19 protein-coding genes are annotated in these 17207 nt (G+C 66.2%); 15 read left to right on the plus strand and 4 right to left on the minus strand.

Features of this window, described 5'->3' with window-relative positions; translation table 11 throughout:
* Nucleotides 1-37 precede the first annotated feature (37 nt).
* The 15 genes from QQL87_RS04455 (at nucleotide 38) to QQL87_RS04525 (ending at nucleotide 13979) form a co-directional block, all read left to right on the plus strand.
* Complete coding sequence (locus tag QQL87_RS04455; protein WP_284418844.1) at nucleotides 38-505, plus strand: GNAT family N-acetyltransferase; 468 nt, start codon at nucleotides 38-40, stop codon at nucleotides 503-505.
* A gap of 242 nt (nucleotides 506-747) precedes the next feature.
* The gene (locus QQL87_RS04460; RefSeq protein WP_284418845.1) at nucleotides 748-1797 is read left to right on the plus strand and encodes a substrate-binding domain-containing protein; all 1050 of its coding nucleotides are present in this window, start codon (nucleotides 748-750) and stop codon (nucleotides 1795-1797) included.
* Between the two features lie 99 nt (nucleotides 1798-1896).
* A complete protein-coding gene (locus QQL87_RS04465) occupies nucleotides 1897-3135 on the plus strand; it encodes an urea ABC transporter substrate-binding protein (protein ID WP_284418846.1) in 1239 nt (412 codons plus the stop codon).
* A 66-nt stretch (nucleotides 3136-3201) separates the two neighbouring features.
* A complete protein-coding gene (locus QQL87_RS04470; protein WP_284418847.1) occupies nucleotides 3202-4068 on the plus strand; it encodes a branched-chain amino acid ABC transporter permease in 867 nt (288 codons plus the stop codon).
* Nucleotides 4068-5123, plus strand: a complete 1056-nt coding sequence (locus tag QQL87_RS04475; RefSeq protein WP_284418848.1) for a branched-chain amino acid ABC transporter permease — start codon at nucleotides 4068-4070, stop codon at nucleotides 5121-5123. Before QQL87_RS04470 ends, QQL87_RS04475 begins: the two co-directional genes overlap by 1 nt.
* Nucleotides 5124-5125: 2 nt before the next feature.
* Nucleotides 5126-5854, plus strand: a complete 729-nt coding sequence (locus QQL87_RS04480; RefSeq protein ID WP_284418849.1) for an ATP-binding cassette domain-containing protein — start codon at nucleotides 5126-5128, stop codon at nucleotides 5852-5854.
* Entirely contained in the window at nucleotides 5851-6552 is a 702-nt protein-coding gene (locus tag QQL87_RS04485; RefSeq protein ID WP_284418850.1) for an ABC transporter ATP-binding protein, read from the plus strand. Before QQL87_RS04480 ends, QQL87_RS04485 begins: the two co-directional genes overlap by 4 nt.
* 83 nt (nucleotides 6553-6635) lie before the next feature.
* Entirely contained in the window at nucleotides 6636-8150 is a 1515-nt protein-coding gene (locus QQL87_RS04490) for an amidase (protein ID WP_284418851.1), read from the plus strand.
* Entirely contained in the window at nucleotides 8150-8452 is a 303-nt protein-coding gene (locus QQL87_RS04495; RefSeq protein WP_284418852.1) for a putative quinol monooxygenase, read from the plus strand. The genes QQL87_RS04490 and QQL87_RS04495 overlap by 1 nt, the downstream gene beginning before the upstream one ends.
* 484 nt (nucleotides 8453-8936) lie before the next feature.
* The gene (gene ureE / locus QQL87_RS04500; protein ID WP_349817310.1) at nucleotides 8937-9386 is read left to right on the plus strand and encodes an urease accessory protein UreE; all 450 of its coding nucleotides are present in this window, start codon (nucleotides 8937-8939) and stop codon (nucleotides 9384-9386) included.
* A complete protein-coding gene (locus tag QQL87_RS04505) occupies nucleotides 9379-10056 on the plus strand; it encodes an urease accessory protein UreF (protein WP_284423379.1) in 678 nt (225 codons plus the stop codon). The genes ureE and QQL87_RS04505 overlap by 8 nt, the downstream gene beginning before the upstream one ends.
* An 11-nt stretch (nucleotides 10057-10067) precedes the next feature.
* Nucleotides 10068-10766 (plus strand): urease subunit beta, encoded by a 699-nt coding sequence (gene ureB, locus QQL87_RS04510; RefSeq protein WP_284423378.1) that lies wholly within the window; start codon nucleotides 10068-10070, stop codon nucleotides 10764-10766.
* A gap of 5 nt (nucleotides 10767-10771) precedes the next feature.
* The gene (gene ureC / locus QQL87_RS04515) at nucleotides 10772-12478 is read left to right on the plus strand and encodes an urease subunit alpha (protein WP_284423377.1); all 1707 of its coding nucleotides are present in this window, start codon (nucleotides 10772-10774) and stop codon (nucleotides 12476-12478) included.
* Complete coding sequence (ureG, locus tag QQL87_RS04520; RefSeq protein WP_284423376.1) at nucleotides 12475-13119, plus strand: urease accessory protein UreG; 645 nt, start codon at nucleotides 12475-12477, stop codon at nucleotides 13117-13119. The genes ureC and ureG overlap by 4 nt, the downstream gene beginning before the upstream one ends.
* The gene (locus QQL87_RS04525; protein WP_284423375.1) at nucleotides 13116-13979 is read left to right on the plus strand and encodes an urease accessory protein UreD; all 864 of its coding nucleotides are present in this window, start codon (nucleotides 13116-13118) and stop codon (nucleotides 13977-13979) included. The genes ureG and QQL87_RS04525 overlap by 4 nt, the downstream gene beginning before the upstream one ends.
* Here QQL87_RS04525 and bla read toward each other — a convergent pair.
* The 4 genes from bla to QQL87_RS04545 all read right to left on the minus strand — a co-directional run bounded on the left by bla (nucleotide 13934) and on the right by QQL87_RS04545 (nucleotide 17194).
* Nucleotides 13934-14800 carry a class A beta-lactamase gene (bla, locus tag QQL87_RS04530; RefSeq protein WP_284423374.1) on the minus strand — a complete coding sequence of 289 codons (867 nt, stop codon included), beginning with the start codon at nucleotides 14798-14800 and terminating at the stop codon, nucleotides 13934-13936. The two genes, QQL87_RS04525 and bla, sit on opposite strands and share 46 nt — an antisense overlap.
* Before the next feature lie 18 nt (nucleotides 14801-14818).
* Nucleotides 14819-15610, minus strand: coding sequence for an exodeoxyribonuclease III (gene xth, locus QQL87_RS04535; RefSeq protein ID WP_284423373.1), 792 nt, complete (start codon nucleotides 15608-15610; stop codon nucleotides 14819-14821).
* 126 nt (nucleotides 15611-15736) lie between these two features.
* Nucleotides 15737-16216, minus strand: coding sequence for a ferritin-like domain-containing protein (locus QQL87_RS04540; RefSeq protein ID WP_284423372.1), 480 nt, complete (start codon nucleotides 16214-16216; stop codon nucleotides 15737-15739).
* A gap of 69 nt (nucleotides 16217-16285) precedes the next feature.
* Nucleotides 16286-17194 carry a ferritin family protein gene (locus QQL87_RS04545; RefSeq protein ID WP_284423371.1) on the minus strand — a complete coding sequence of 303 codons (909 nt, stop codon included), beginning with the start codon at nucleotides 17192-17194 and terminating at the stop codon, nucleotides 16286-16288.
* Between the last annotated feature and the right edge of the window lie 13 nt (nucleotides 17195-17207).

A 17207-nucleotide genomic window follows, 5' to 3' on the forward strand; every position in this document is an offset into this window, starting at 1 on the left:
GAGCATCGCGTTCCCTCTGTTCGGGAGGGAGACTGCGATGATCATCCGGGATGCAACGCCCGACGACGCCGGGGACGCCTGTGCCGTGGTGCGCGCGTCCATTTCCGAATTGTGCTTTGCCGATCATCGCGGCGACCCGCAGATCCTCGGCCGCTGGCTCGCCAACAAGACGCCGGAGACGGTTGCGCAATGGGCGGACGGACAAGGGCGATCCTTGCTCGTCGCGGTCGAGGATGATGCGATCCTCGCCGTCGGTGGCCTCGCGCATCCCGACGAGATCACGCTCAACTACGTGTCGCCGCGCGCGCGCTTTCGCGGGATCAGCTCGGCGCTGCTGGCGGAACTGGAGCGGCGTGCAGTCGCGCTCGGCGCGCGCGACGTCGCTCTGCTCAGCACCGAAACCGCGCACCGATTCTACCTGGCCCGCGGCTATGCTGATCTGGGCGCTCCCACCGGCAAGTTCGGCACGGCCGCCTCCTACCCGATGCGCAAGAGACTCGGGTGAGCAAGGGATTTGGCTGAGCAAGGGTGATGGCGCCGCCGCGTGGGTCGCGGGCGTCCGGCGGTCACCAAGGCCTTGGCATCGGTTGCTCAATGTTTGGGCGATGGTGAGTCGATCTTTTGATCAGCTGCCGCCCGGCGGACCTAAATCGCCGATCTTTGGTACACAAACGACATCGCCGGCGGGAAACCGCGCTTGGCACGATTCGTGAGTGCACTTCCTTTGCAACAGCAGAGGCGGCACGTTTGCGCAGCGTTCGGATCGGCCTGATCATTCCTCAGCGCGGCTCGGCAGGGTTGTGGGCGCCCTCCGCCGAAGCCTGTGGGCGGCTGGCCGTGACCGAGCTCAACCAGGCTGCGGGCATCCGCCGCAGGCCGGTGGAACTCGTCGTGATCGACGCCGGTGCCAGCGGCGCCAGCGCGGGACGGGCGGCCACCGAAGCGGTGGATGAGCTCGCCGTCGACGGTCTGGTCGGCATGCTGCCGAGCTACGCCCGCGACCCCGTCGCGCAGGCCACGCGCGGCCGGGTGCCGTTCGTCTACACGCCGCAGTTCGAAGGCCTGTCGCCGGACAGCGATGTCATGACCACGGGTGAGACCGCCGACGAATTGCTGGCGCCCGCGATCGAATGGCTCTCCGCGGACAAGCGCGCCCGGCGCTTCTTCCTGTGCGGCAACGACTACATCTGGCCGCGCTCCTCGCTGCAGATCGCCAAGCGCCTGATCGCGCGCTACGGCGGGACGGTCACCGGCGAGCACTACGCGCCGGTCGGCGTGCATGATTTCGACGAGATGCTCGACCGCATCAAGACCACGCGCAGCGACGCCGTCCTGCCGGTCTTTCTCGGATTCGACTGCATCGCGTTCAACCGCGCCTTCTGCGCGGCGGGCCTCAGCCGCCACGTGCTGCGCTTCTCCTCGGCGTTCGACGAGACCATCGTCTACGGCCTCGACAGCAGCGAGACCGAGAACGTCTACGTCGCGTCGAGCTATTTCGCCTCGCTGCGCTCGCGCAACAACGGCGCCTTTCTGGAACGCTACTACACGGCGTTCGGCGACAATCCGCCGCCGGCGAACGGTTATGGCGAGTCCTGCTACGAGGGAATTCACGCACTCGCCGCGCTGATCGAGCGCGCCGGGAGCTTCGATGTGCGTGACGTCCGACGCTTCTTCGGGCGCACGCTGCAGCGGCGAACCGCCCGCGGCACCGAGGCGCAGCCCGTGGTTGGCAGCCGCCATCCGATCCATCTTGCCGAGCTCGACGGCTACGATTTTGCCGTCGTCGCGTCGCGCTAGGGCGGGGCCCTGCGCCAAAAATAGCTTGCCTTTTCAAATATTGTAATTTTAAACTTTAAGCGGCTCGTGAAACAGCATCACCAACCCATGGGGAACCTTATGACTCTTTCTCGCCGTCGTTTCCTGCAGCGCTCGGCCATCGCGACGTCGACGCTGATCGCGGCACCTGCGGTGTTCCGCTCGGGCGCGCTCGCGGCCGAGAACCCGATCACGGTCGGCAGCCTGCATGACCAGTCCGGCCCCATCGGAACCTCCGGCACGCCGATGGTCTATGCGCTGCAGCTCGCCGTCGACGAGATCAATGCCGGCGGCGGCCTGCTGGGGCGGCCGCTGAAGGTGATCCACTACGACACCCAGTCCAACATCCAGATGTACTCGCAATACGCCCAGCAGCTGGCGGTGAAGGACAAGGTCGACGTCGTCCATGGCGGCATCACCTCGGCCTCGCGCGAGGCGATCCGGCCGACCTTCGACCGCTTCAAGGTGCTGTATTTCTACAACACGCTGTACGAAGGCGGCGTCTGCGACCGCAACACCTTCTGCACCGGCACGACGCCGGCGCAGACGGTCGAGAAGCTGGTGCCGAGCGCGATCAAGAAGTCGGGCAAGAAGGCCTACATCATCGCCGCCGACTACAATTACGGTCAGATCACCGCGAAGTGGATGACCAAATACATGAAGGACAATGGCGGCGAGATCCTCTCGACCGATTTCTTCCCGCTCGACGTCACCAATTTCGGCTCCACCATCTCGAAGATCCAGGCGGCGAAGCCCGATCTCATCCTGTCGGCGCTGGTCGGCGGCAACCACACCGCGTTCTACCGGCAGTGGACCGCGGCCGGCATGAAGGGGAAGATCCCGATCGCCTCCACCACATTCGGCCTGGTCAACGAGCCCTCGACGCTCGACGCCGCCGAAAGCGACGCAGTCATCGGCGCCTACGGCTATTTCGAGGAGCTCACCACGCCGGCCTCCAAGAGCTTCGTCGAGAAGATCAAGAAGGCGCATCCGGATACGCCTTACATCAGCGAGCTCGCCGCCTGCACCTATGAGGGCGTGATGCTCTGGGCCGAGGGCGTCAAGAAGGCGGGCAGCATCGACCGCATGAAGGTGATCGAGGCGCTCGAAAGCGGTCTCGTCTTCGACGGTCCGAGCGGCAAGGTCTCGCTGGACAAGCCGACCCATCACACCGTCCGCAACGCCTTCCTTGCCGAGGTGAAGGACCGCAAATGGTCGGTGCTGGAAACCTACACAGATGCCAAGCCGGCCGACACCGCGAGCGTCTGCGACCTCGTCAAGAACCCGAACGACGTCAAGCAGTACATCATCAACCTCTGACGCCTGCCGGGTCCCGCCACCCGGCGGGGCCCGGTCTCATTGCACGGCCTTGAAAGAATCTGACGCATGGCGATCTACGTCATCCTCGCGCTCGACGTCCTCAACGGAATCTCCTCGCTGTTCCTGTTGTGCCTCGGGCTCGCGATCATCTTCGGCATGATGAAGATCATCAATCTCGCCCATGGCGAGTTCATCATGCTCGGCGCCTATGCGACCGTGATCTCGGCCAATGCCGGGGTGAACATCTGGATCGCGATGCTCGTCGTGGCGCCCGTCTTCGTCGGCATCGTGGGCCTCGTCATCGAGCGCTGCCTGATCCGCTTCCTGTACGGGCGCCTGGTCGATTCGATGCTCGCCACCTGGGGCTTAAGCCTTCTCATCATCGGCATCATCACCACGATCTACGGCAACACCCAGCAGGGCGTGCCGACGCCGCTCGGCGGCTTCTCGATCGGGTCGTATCAGTCGAGCTACTACACGCTGTTTCTCGCCTTGATGGCCGCGGTCATGATGGCCATCGTCTATGGCGTGATGCGCTTTACCCGCTTCGGCCTCGTCGCCCGGGCGACGATGCAGAACCCGGCGATGGCGGCCACGCTCGGCGTCAACCCGGCGCGCGTCTACATGAGCACCTTCGCGCTCGGCGCCGCGGTCACGGGCCTGGCCGGCGGGCTGCTGGCGCCGGTCTCCGGCATCACGCCGGGCATGGGCGGCGCCTATGTCGCCAAGGCCTTCATGACGGTGGTCGGCGGCGGCGCCGCCATCCTCTCCGGGACGATGTCGGCCGCGAGCCTGTTCGGCTCGGTGAACCAGGTCGCCGCCTACTTCACGACCCCCGTCTATGGCGAGGTCATCGTCTTCACCACCGCGATCGTGCTCATTCGCTTGCTGCCGCAGGGCATTTCCGGGCGCTTCTTCAAGGGGAACCTGTGATGCCCAGGCACTATCGTCTCGCCGCCCAGACGGTTGCGGTGCTCATGGCGATCGTCGCCATCGCGCTCGTGCCTGGCGTGATCGAGCTGTTCGCGCTGATGCAGCTGACGCTGTTCGCCGCGATGGCGGTGCTCGCGCTGAGCCTCGCCTTCATCTGGGGCTTCGGCGGCATCCTGTCGTTCGGACAGACCGCGTTTTTCGGCCTCGGCGGCTATGCCTATGCGGTCGCGGCCATCAACTTCCAGGATTCCACGCCGGCCATCCTGCTGGCGATCGTGATCCCGGCGCTGTTCGCGGCCATCCTCGGCTATTTCATCTTCTTCGGCCGCATCTCCGACGTCTATCTCGGCGTCATCACGCTGACCGTCACCCTGATCCTGTTCAACTCGGTCAACTCGACCTCCGGCGACGCCTACAAGATCGGCACCGCGCTGCTCGGCGGCTTCAACGGCATGCCGTCGGTGCCGACCTTCAACATGCCGTTCGATCCATCGACCGTGCTGTCGCCGGAACAGTCGTGGTGGACCACCGCAGGTGTGCTGCTGGCGGTGTTCCTGATGCTGCGCCTGCTGCTGGCGCTGCCGGCGGGGCGCATCATCGTCGCCGTGCGTGAGAACGAGGTGCGGGCCTCGCTGCTCGGCTATGATCCGCGGTTGGTGAAGTGCCTGACCTTCATCCTCGGCGGCGCGATCGCGGGTCTCGCCGGCGCGCTCTATGTCAACTGGGGCGCCTTCGTCAGCCCGACCATCTTCAGCCTGTCGCTGTCGGCGGAGATCATCATCTGGATCACGGTCGGCGGTCTCGGCACCTTGCTCGGGCCGATCATCGGCTGCGTCGTGATCGAATATATCGTCGCCTATATCGGCTCGCAGCAGCTGCTGAACGCCAACCTCGTGCTCGGTGCCGTGCTGGTGATCTTCGTGCTGCTGCTGCCCAAGGGGCTGGTGCCGACCGCGCGCGATCTCGTGATGCGACTGATCCCGGACTCGAAGCCCAAGACCAACGGTCCGTCGGTCCAGTCCGCGGCGGCGCCGCATGCTGCAGGAGCCGAATGACGATGGCCGAACTCGTTCCTCTGCTCAAGGCCGAGCACCTCACGATGCGCTTCGGCGGCGTGGTGGCCAATGACGACATCACCTTCACTTTGCAGGAAATGGAGCTGCGCTGCCTGATCGGCCCGAACGGCGCCGGCAAGAGCACGTTCTTCAAGACGCTGACCGGACAGCTGGTGCCGACCTCGGGCACGATCGCATTCCGCGGCATGCCGATCGCGGGCAAGGCCTCGCACGAGATCGCGCGCATGGGCATCGGCATCAAGACCCAGGTGCCGAACGTGTTCAACGGCCTCTCGGTGCGCGAGAACATCTGGCTGGCCGTGCGGCGCAAGGCGACGCCGCGCCAGCAGGGCCCGGCGGTCAACGCCGTGCTGGAGATGATCCGGCTCACCGACTACGCCGACAGCATCGTTGCCACGCTCTCCCATGGCCAGCGCCAATGGGTCGAGATCGGCATGGTGCTCGCTGCCGAGCCGGAGCTGATCCTGCTCGACGAGCCCGCCGCCGGGATGACCGACGAGGAGACGTTCCATACGGCCGCGATCATCCGCGAGATCAACCAGACCCGCGCCATCGTCGTTGTCGAGCACGACATGGAGTTCATCAAGCAGATCGCCAAGCGCGTGACCGTGTTCCACCAGGGCCGCGTGCTGGTCGAGGACACCGTCGACAAGGTGCTCGCCGACAGCCGCGTGCGCGACGTTTATCTCGGCAAGAAGGTGGCCGCATGAGCGCGCTCCTCGAGGTCAAAGGTCTCAAATCCGGCTATGGCCGGATCCCGATCCTGTTCGGCATCGACATGACGGTGGCCGACGGTGAGTATCTCGGCATTCTCGGCCACAACGGCATGGGCAAGACCACCGCGCTTCGCACCTTGATGGGGCATCTGCCGACCACCGACGGCTCGGTGGTGTTCGCAGGCAAGACCATCACCCATCTGAAGCCGCATGAGCGCTCACGGCTCGGCATCGGCCTGGTGCCGCAGGGACGCGAGATCTTTCCGGATCTGTCGGTCATGGAAAATCTGCGCATGGGTCTCGCATCCGCGCCCAAGGAAGACCGCAGCGTGATCGACACCGTGCTGCAGGATTTCCCGCGCCTCGTGCGCCTGCTCGACCGCCGCGGCGGCGCGCTGTCCGGCGGCGAGCAACAATTGCTGGCACTGGCGCGCTGCCTGTGCACCAAGCCGAAGCTGATCCTGCTCGACGAGCCCACCGAGGGCATCCAGCCCTCGATCATCGAGGAGATCATCGAGACGCTGCTGGCGCTGAAGACGCGCTGGAAGATGTCCCTGATCGTCGTCGAGCAGAATCTGGAATTCATCACCTCGCTGTCGGACCGCATCCTGCACATCCAGAAGGGACGCATCACCGAGGAGCTCGACCGCGCGACTCTGCTGGCTCGGGAAGGTCAGATGATCCCGAGCTAGAATCTACCGGCGCGCCGCGCCGGCTTTTTGAAATGACAAATCGCTGTCTCTGCCCAGCTTGTCCTCACAAGAAAGGATGACTCATGTCCATCAAACGCCCGAATGCCGAGGAAGTCGCCGATCTCGCCGCCAGCCTGCACATGAACATGACGGTCGAGGAGGCCGCCGAATATCTGTCGCTGATGGGCGGCATGTTCGATCAGTACGACATCATCGATGAGCTGCCGAACCCGCTGCCGCCGGTAAAATATCCGCGCACGCCGGGCGCCAAGCCGCCGGCGAAGGAGAACAAGTACAACGCCTGGGCGATCAAGACCGAGGTCAAGGGCGCAGGCTCCGGCAAGCTCGCCGGCCGCACCGTGGTGCTGAAGGACAACGTCGCGCTCGCCGGCGTGCCGATGATGAACGGCTCGACCACGCTCGAAGGCTTCATTCCTGCGGCCGACGCCACCATCGTTTCGCGCATCCTCGATGCCGGCGGCACCATCGTCGGCAAGGCCGTCTGCGAGCACTTCTGCCTGTCCGGCGGCAGCCACACCTCCGATCCCGCGCCGGTGCACAATCCCTGGAAGATGGGCTATTCGGCCGGCGGCTCGTCCTCGGGCAGCGCCGCGCTGGTGGCGGCCGGCGAGGTCGATATGTCGATCGGCGGCGACCAGGGCGGCTCGATCCGCATCCCCGCGTCCTATTGCGGCATCTACGGCATGAAGGCGACCCACGGCCTCGTGCCCTACACCGGCGTGATGCCGATCGAATCGACGATCGACCACACCGGACCGATGACGGCGAACGTCAAGGACAATGCGCTGCTGCTCGAAGTGCTGGCCGGCGCCGACGGTCTCGATCCCCGGCAATACGCGCCGAAGGTCTCGGCCTATACCGAGGCGCTCGGCAAGGGCGTCAAGGGTCTCAAGATCGGCGTGCTGAAGGAAGGCTTCAGCGCGCCGAACATGGAAGAGGGCGTGGTGTCCAAGGTCAAGGCCGGCGCGGAGCGCTTCGCCAAGCTGGGCGCGTCCGTGTCGGAGGTCTCGATCCCCGAGCACATGCATGCGCTGGCGGCGTGGAATCCGATCACGCTCGAAGGCTTCCTGGTGCAGATGATGCTCGGCAACGGCATGGGCTTCAACTGGAAGGGCCTCTATGACGTGGGCCTGCTCGACGCGCATTCCGGCTGGCGCACGCGCGCCGACGATCTGTCGGTGACCTTGAAGCTGACCATGCTGGTCGGGCAGTGGGGTCTCGAGCACTATCGCGGCCGCTACTACGCCAAATCGCGCAACATCGCGATCCAGGCAAAGGCCGCCTATGACGCCATGTTCGGCTCCTATGATCTGCTGCTCATGCCGACCCTGCCGTGCGTCGCCACGCCGATCCCCGCCAAGGACGCGCCGCTGGCGGAAGTGGTGCAGCGCGCCTTCGAGATGACCGCGACGACGAGCCCGTTCGACGTCACAGGCCATCCCGCGATGACCCTGCCATGCGGCCTCTCGGACGGCCTGCCGGTCGGCCTGATGCTGATCGGCAAGGACTATGCGGAGTCCACGATCTACCAGGCGGCGGCGGCGTTCGAGGCCGACGGCGACTGGAAAAAGTTCTGATGATCACGATCACCGCGGTCATCAGGGCCAAGGCGGGACATGAGGCCACGATGCGCGACGCCCTCGTCGCCGTCGCGGCCTATGTCGCGGCCAACGAGCCGGAGACGATCGGGTTCTTCATCTCGCAGAGCGAGAGCGAGCCCGGTCTGTTCACCACCTACGAGCGCTTCGCCGACAAGGCCGCGATGGATCGTCACAACGGCTCCGCCGCGGTGGCGACCTTCTTCGGCATCGCCAAGCCGATCCTCGACGGCGAGGTCATTCTGGTGACCTCGCAGGAGGTGTCGGCGACGATGCGGTAGCGCGCGGGGAGAGGCGAGCAAGCCAACCGTCCTTCGAGACGCCCGCCTTGCGGCGGGCTCCTCAGGACGAGGGCGGTGGGTGTGGCACGGTGAAACATCGTAGGTATCGAGACTCAACCAATAAGGACGGATTTCAGCCGGGCAAGCACCGCCGGCTCTCAACTATTTCAATGAGGACGTTGTCCATGACCAGTTGTTCGGACAGTCCAGCACGAGGCTCGCTGCTAGCCTCTCCCCGCGTGCGGGGAGAGGCCGGATTGCATCGCAGATGCAATCCGGGTGAGGGGGGCTCTCCGCTGGGTCCGGTGCCCGTGGCTGCCCCTCACCCCAACCCTCTCCCCGTGAAGAACGGGGAGAGGGAGCGCACCGGCATCGCCGCGCCGCTCTCGGTTCTCAACCCTCATGGTGAGGAGCCCGCCGCTTGGCGGGCGTCTCGAACCATGAGGCCCCAATGCGTGAACTGATAAAAAGAAGGACCACGCCGATGCTCCGCCTGCACGGCATCATAGGACGCGCCGACGACAAGGCCTATGCCCGGCAGCTCCATACGCTGGAGCACCGCGGCGGCATCGAGCTGTTGTTCGTGCCGCCGCAGGACGCCGGCCGCAAGCGTTTCCGCCTGACCACCGATCGCGGCACCGACTGTGCCGTCAGCCTCGACCGCGACGAGGAACTGGTTGACGGCGCGCTGCTGCATCTCGACTCCGGTCGCGCCATCATCGCCCGTTTCGGCGAGCAGCAGATCTGGCGCCTGCGCGCGCGCGACGCGGCCAGCGCGCTCAAGCTCGGCTGGCACGCCGGCAACTTGCATTGGCGCGTGCGCTTCGAGGGCGAGGATCTGGTGGTGCTGCTCGATACACCGCTCGAATCCTATCGTGCCCGCATTCTGCCTTTGATCGAGTCCGGTGAGGTCGTGGAGCGCGATCATGTTTGACCGCGGCGAGGCGCTCGCGCTGCTGCAACTCGGCGACAGCGCCTTTCCGGCCGGCGGTTTTGCATTTTCCTGGGGCATTGAGGGCCTCGCCGCCGATGGCCACTTATCCGGTCACGATGATCTCGACGGCGTTATCGCCGATCACTTGGCGCAGCGCTGGGCGACGATGGATCGCATCCTGCTGCGGCGCGCCTGGCGCGCGAGCGACACCGACGCCATCGCATCGGTCGATCGCCTCGCCGAGGCCACGACGCCATCCGCCGAGATGCGCGACGGTTCGCGCCGCGCGGGCAGGGCGCTGCTCGGCGTCTGGGGCAAGCTTGCCGGTCCCTTGTCGGTCGCCTATCGCGAACGCGTGTCGGCAGACGCGCGGCTCGGCCATTTGCCCGTCGTGCAGGCCATCACCGGCCGCGATGCGGGCCTTGGTCTCGATGCCGCCGAGCTCGTGTCCGGCTGGACGCTCATCACGGGACTCGTCAGCGCCGCCGTGCGGCTCGGCCTGATCGGCCACATCGATTCCCAGCAGAGCCTCGCGCGTGCCCGCGCGCTGCTCGCCGATCTGCTCACTGAAACGCCCGACGACGACGCCATGCCGTCGAGCTTCACGCCCTTCATCGACATCGCCGTGTCGCGCGGTCCGCTGCGGCATGTGCGCATGTTCACGACCTGAGAGGTTTCGTCATGATGAACCTGTCGCCGACCGAGATGGATCGTCTCGTGATCTTCAACGCTGCGCAGATGGCGCGGCGCAACCGCCTGCTCGGCATCAGGCTGAGCCATCCAGAAGCCGTGGCCTACCTCACCGATGAGGTGATGACCGCGGCGCGCCGCAATCTGCCCTACGCCGAGATCCGCGACATGGCGGGACGGCTGCTCACATCAGATGATGTCGAGCCTGGTGTCGCCCAGATGATCCCGATGCTCTATGTCGAGCTGATGTTCGCCGAGGGCACCAAGGTGATGGCGCTGTTCGAGCCGATCCAGCCGGCCGAGGGCGCCGTGGCCGACGACATCGTCCCGGGTGAGATCATCGAAGGCCCTGGCGACATCGAGATGTTCACCGCGTTGCCGGCCGTCACCATCGACGTCGTCAACACCGGGGATCGCGACATCCAGGTCCGCAGCCACACGCATTTCTTCGAGGTCAACCGCGCGCTGTTGTTCGACCGCGCTGCCGCCTGGGGCATGAAGATCGATCGTCCGGCGGGCCTCGGCGTCCGCTTCGAGCCCGGTGTCACCAAATCGGTGCGGCTGGTGCCGATCGAAGGCGACCGGATCGTGCGCGGACAGGCCGGTCTCGTCAACGGCCCGCTCGATGACGCCGGTGCGCGTGATGCGGCGCTGACGCTCGCGCAGTCGCGCGGCTACCTGGGAGCCTGACGATCATGGCCACGCTGACCCGCCGCGCCTATGCCGAACTCTATGGTCCGACCAAGGGCGATCTCATCCGGCTCGCCGACACCAGCCTGCTCGCCGAGATCGAGCACGATTACACCACCTACGGCCATGAGCTGCTGGTCGGCGCCGGCAAGAATTTGCGCGACGGCGAGGCCGTCGCAGCGCACCGCACCTCCCAACACAAGGCCCTCGACGTCGTCATCAAGAACGCGACCATCATCGATGCCGTCGCCGGCATCGTGAAGGCCGACATCGGCATCCGCGACGGCCGCATTGTCGGCATCGGCAAGGCCGGCAATCCCGACGTGATGCCGGGCGTGCATCCGGACATGGTGGTCGGCCATACGACGGCGCCGATCGCCGGCGGCCCGTTCATCGTCACCGCGGGCGCGATCGAGAGCCACGCGCATCTGATCTCGCCGGAGCAGTCGGATCATGCGCTGTCCGGCGGCACCACCACCATGATCGGCAACGGCTCGGGGCCGGTGTTCGACGTCGGCTCGGGCTCGGGGCCGAACTTCGGCCATTTCCTCAAGTCGATCGAGTTCTCGCCGCTGAACTTCGCGCTGTTCGGCCGCGGCGGCTCCAATCCCGAAGCGGTCGAGGAGGCGGTCGCGGCCGGCGGCATGTCGGTCAAGATCCACGAGGATTTCGGCGCCGCGCCTGATGTCATCGACAAGACTTTGATCGCCGCCGACCGCAATGATTTCGCCGTTCATCTGCACACGGATTCCATCAACGAATACGGCTTCTGCGAGGACACGATGGCGGCGGTCGATGGCCGCACCATCCACATGTATCACGTCGAGGGCGCCGGCGGCGGCCATGCGCCTGATCTGCTCAAGGTCGTGTCCTGGCCCAACGTCATTCCATCCTCGACCAACCCGACCAATCCCTACACCTCCTATGGCATGGAGGAGGGGGTGCCGATGACGATGATCTGTCATCAGCTCAACTACAATGCGCCGGAGGACGTCATGTTTGGCGAGGCGCGGGTGCGCGCGCAGTCGATGGCGGCGGAGGATTTCCTGCACGACATGGGCGCGATCTCGATCTTCGGGACGGACACGCAAGGCATGGGCCGGCTCGCCGAGAACGTCGCCAAATGCTGGCAGCTCGCCAGCGTGATGAAGGACCGCATCGGGCGGCTGCCCGAGGAGGCGACCGCGCGTGCCGACAATGAGCGCATCAAGCGCTACATCGCCAAGCTCACGATCAATCCGGCCATTGCCGTCGGCATCGACCATGTCGTCGGCTCGATCGAGGTCGGCAAGATGGCGGATCTCGTACTATGGCCGCGCGCCTCGTTCGGGCTGAAGCCCTATATGGTGATCAAGAACGGCTTTCCGGTGTGGGCCGCGATGGGCGACGGCAATGGCAGCCTCGGGCTGTCGGAGCCGATGATCCAGAAGCGGATGTGGGGCGCGCTCGGTGCGGCGCCCCAGCGGCTCGGCGTCAACTTCATGTCGAAGCTCGCGGTCGAGGCGGGCATCCGCGACAAGCTCGGGCTTGGACGCGAGACCATGCAGATCAGGAACGTGCGCCGGTTGCGCAAGATCGACATGGTCAGAAACGCGGCGATGCCGCAGGTCGAAGTCGATCCGCAGACCTTCGAGGTTCGCGCCGACGGCAAGCTCTTGATGTGTCCGCCGGCTACGACCGTGCCGCTCGCAAGGAGGTTCATGCTGCGATGAGCCGTCTCGCTCTTACCCGCATCGACCAGCCGATGACCGCCGCGCGCGTCGGCATCGGCGGTCCCGTCGGCTCCGGCAAGACCGCGCTGGTCGAGCGCCTGATCCCGGCGCTGCAGGCGCGCGGCATCGACATCGCCGTCATCACCAACGATCTCGTCACGGCCGAGGATGCCGAGCGCGTCCGCCGCTCCGGCCTGATCGATCCGGCGCGCGTCTCTGCGGTCGAGGCGGGCGCCTGTCCGCACACCGTGATCCGCGAGGACCCGACGCTCAACATCGAGGCCGCCGACGAATTGGAGCGGCGCTTTCCCGGCGTCGAACTGATCCTCTTGGAGAGCGGCGGCGACAATCTCGCCTCGACCTTCTCGCGCGACCTCACCGATTTCTGGATGTTCGTGATCGACGTCGCTGGCGGCGACGACATCCCGCGCAAGCGCGGCCCCGGCGTCATCCGCGCCGATCTGCTCGTCATCAACAAGGTCGATCTCGCCCCGCATGTCGGCGTCGATCTCGCCCGCATGCAGCGCGAGGCGACTGACGTGCGCGGCGGACGGCCGGTGCTGCTGACGAACTGCCGGCGTGGCGAGGGCATTGATGCGATCGTCGACCTGCTGGAGCGCGAGGTGCTGTTCCGCACGTGAGCGCATCAGTCCCAGAGCCGCCGCGGCTCGACCTGAGCTTTGTCCGCTGCGGCGGCCGCACCGTGATCGACCGCCGGCTGTTCGCCTGGCCGTTCGTGCTGACGCGTAGCTTTCACACCGATGCCGCGCGACCGGATCTGCTCAGCGTCATTCTGCAGACCGGCAGCGGTGCGGTGCACGGCGAGGACCGGCTGACGCAACGCTTCACGCTCGGGGAAGGCGCCTCCGTCCGTGTCGCCACGCAGGGCGCGACATCGGTGCACCGCGCCGAGCCGGGGACGCGGGCCGTCGAGCATGTCGTGCTGCGCGTCGCGGCCGGCGCCTCGCTCGACTATCGCCCGGAGCCGCGCATCCTGTTTCCCGACGCGGCGCTATGTCAGGTGCTCGACCTGGACTGTGCCGCCGATGCCTCGGCGCTGCTGACCGATGCCTTCACGATGCACGATCCGGACGGGCAGGGCCGCCTGTTCCGCGAGCTCGACTCGACGCTGATCGTGCGCCGGCCGGGCGCCGAACCTGTCCTGATCGACCGCATGCATCTGCGCCATCCCGAAATCGCGGTGTTCAAGGGTCACCGTGCCTTCGGCTCGGCCCTGCTGATGCTGCCGCGCGCGGATCCCGCCGCCGCGCGTCAGCGTCTCGCCGACGCGCTGATGCCGATCGGCGGGCTCTATGCGGCTGCAAGCCTGCTGCCTGGCGGCGCCGGCCTCGGCGTCCGCCTGGCGGCGGGCGAGATGCGCCAGCTCCGCGCCGGCTTCGACGCGGTCGCAGCGGTGCATCGCCAGATCGAGCTTGGCGCGATAGAAGGCCCGGCTCAGGCTCCGAGCGCCGCCGCCACGGCACGGCCGACCGCGGCGTGAGCGGCGTTGCGCTTGTCGTCGCCGGCCTTGGTCTCCGTGAGATAGCTCGTCACGATCACAGCCGCGCGCCCCGCAGGCCAGATCACGGCGACGTCATTGCTGCTGCCGCGCTCGCCCGTTCCGGTCTTGTCGCCGACGCGCCATGCGGCGGGGAGGCCGGCGCGCAGCCTGGCGGCGCCGGTCTTGCAGCCGATCAGCCAGCCGTTCAGGACGTCGCGCGAGGCCGCCGACAGCGTGTTGTCGGTCGTCAGCTTCGCCAGGGTCTGCGCCATCGCCGCCGGCGTGGTCGTGTCCCTGACATCGCCCGGCGCGCTCTCATTGAGCTCCGGCTCGATGCGGTCGAGCCGGGTGATGCCGTCACCGAAGCCGCGGATCGCGCGGGTCAGGCCGGCGGGACCGCCCAGCGTCGCCAGCAGCAGGTTCGCCGCCGTATTGTCGCTCAGCGTCACGGCCGCCTCGCACAGTTCGCCGACCGACAGGCCGGAGGTCCCGACATAGGATTTGGTCACCGGCGCGTAGGACAGGATGTCTGCTTGCGTGATCGGAATGCGCCGTGCCAACTGCTCGGCGCCGGCATCGACCTTGCCGAGAATCGCGGCCGCCAGCAGCGCCTTGAAGGTGCTGCACATCGGGAACCGCTCGTCGAGCCGATGGCCGCTCAGCGCTCCGCTCGCAGTGTCGAGCAGCGCCACGCCGAGGCGCCCGCCGCTGTCGACCTCGATGCCGGCGATCGTCTCTTGAAAGTCGGCTGCGAGCGCCGGCTTCACCAGCAGAGGCACGAGCGCGAGGGGAAACAATTGCCGCCGTGTGTAACGCGTCACAGGAAGCGTCCTTGAACTCTACGCCGTCTCGAGATCGAAATCGGCCCACACCGGCACGTGATCCGACGGCTTCTCCCAGGCCCTGACATAGCTGTCGATGCCGACCTCGACCAGCCGGTCGCTCGCCTGCGGGGACAACAACAGGTGATCAATGCGAATGCCCATGTTCTTCTGCCAGGCGCCGGCCTGATAGTCCCAGAACGTGTATTGTCCGGGCGCATCGGTGACGGCACGCAACGCGTCCGTGAGCCCCAGGCCGAGCAGGGATTGGAAGCTCTCGCGCGTCGCGGGCCGGAACAGCGCGTCATCGACCCAGGCCTCGGGGTTGGAGACGTCCGCGGCGGCCGGGATCACGTTGAAGTCGCCTGCGAGGATCAGCGGCTCCTCGGTCTTCAGCCGTTCACGTGCATAGTCACGAAGCCTGGACATCCATTTGAGCTTGTAGGGATATTTATCGGTGTTCGCCGGGTTGCCATTGGGCAGATAGAGGCAGGCGATCCGCACCACGCCGGTCTTGAGGCTGACCACGCCTTCGAGGAACCGCGCATGCACGTCCTCATCGTCACCGGCAAGACCCGACTTGGTCTCGTCGAACGGCAGCTTCGACAGCAGCGCCACGCCATTGAATGTCTTCTGGCCGTGCGTCACCACGTTGTAGCCGAGCGCCTCGATCTCCAGCCTGGGGAATGCGTCGTCCGTGCACTTGATCTCCTGCAGGCAGACGATGTCCGGCGAGCACTCCTTGAGCCAGGTCACGAGATGCTCGATCCGTTGCCGGACCGAATTGACGTTCCAGGTGGCGATGCGCATGACCGGTTCCGCGGAGGCTCGAGAGGACGGCCCCGGTTAGATCAAGCGGCGAGGGCCCTGGTCAAGGTCCAAGGCCTCCGAACGGCCTCCGAAATCACAGGACGGCGGTGGCGGCCGACGGATGCCTCAGCCGATGACCGGAAGCGGCAGCCCGGCCGCATGCGCCTTGATCCATTTCTGCAGCTCGGCGACGTGCTCGCTTTCCTCTTCGGTGAACTCCTTCGCGAACGCCCTGATTTCGGGATCGTCGGTGGTCTCGAGAATGGTCTTGTAATAGTCGTAGCTCGCGGTCTCCGCCTGCAGCGCAATCTCGAGCGCCTCCTCGCGGCCGACGAACGGATCGGCGGCCCAGATCGCGGCCGTCTCCGGGCTCTCCGGCCCCGGCCACTGGAATTCATCGTGCTTGAGATCCGGCAGGTCGCGGAAGCCGCCGCGCTCCCTGGCGGACGCCAGATGCAGCCGCGAATAGTCGGCGAGCTGCCGGAACAGCCGGGCCACCTCGCGGTTGCTGCAATTCTCCATCGCATCGGCCAGATGGTCGAAGCGATCGGCGGCCTCGCGCTCCAGACGGATCGCGTGGACCAGGAATTCCTCAACGGTCAACATCGGTGCCTCCCTTCGGGTTCTGTTGGGTCGACAGGGGCGCAGCGAGCGGTGCGCCCCTGTCGACGACGCTCAATTGACCGGCTGCGGCACCGCCGTCTTCTGCAGCCATTCCTCGCGCGTGATCCAGGCCTCGAGCAGCCGGACGTGCTCGGCTTCCTCCTTCACGAACTCCTTGGCCATCGCGGCGATCTCCGGCACCTTGGTCTTGGCGGCGACCGAGACGTAGAACTCATAGCCGCGCTTCTCGCCTTCGAGCGCCGCCTTGAGCGCATCGAGCCGGGACATCGCGGCATCGCCGGCCCAGATCGACGTTCGCTCCGGCGTCTCGTGGTCGGGCCAGGCGTAGTCGGGCGGGATCACCTTGTTGAGATCGATGCTGGCCGCGCGCGACTTGGCTTCCGCCAGATGCAGGCGGGAGAACCCGGCGAGCTGGCGAAACAGCGTCGCGACCTCCGCATTGCCATGGTCGTCCATCTTGGCCGCGATGATGTCGAAATGTAGCGCCGCATCCTCCTCGACCTTGACGGCGTAGCCGAGGAATTCGTCGAGGCCTGAGATCTCGACGCCGCCCTTGTAGGCCTTCACCGCATGCGTGATGTGCGGGCCGGCCGGCGGCACGGTCTCGTCGCCCACGAACTTGACGAGCACGTCCTCGTTGCGGACGAAGCACTGGCAGGCGAGCCGGTAGTGCGGCGGCATGTCGTTGACCTCGGCGTTCTCGATCTCCGCCTTGGAGATCTTGCCGAGCTGCTTCAACAGCTCCTTCTCCTTCTCGGTCAACGCGATCGCGTATTTGGTCCGCGGATTGAAATGCGTGACCTCGACGAGGCACGAGCCGCATTCGCCGTCCTGGCAATCGAACGGGATCGGAATCTTGTGCGACTTCGCGACCGCGAGAATCGTCCCTCTGTCGCCGGCAATCGCGTAGACGGTGATGTCCCTCGGCAGCGAGGGTGAAGAGAAGGTGACATTGGCCATTTCGGCCTCCTGG

This window comes from Bradyrhizobium sp. SSBR45G, from assembly GCF_030159255.1.
Taxonomy (GTDB): domain Bacteria; phylum Pseudomonadota; class Alphaproteobacteria; order Rhizobiales; family Xanthobacteraceae; genus Bradyrhizobium.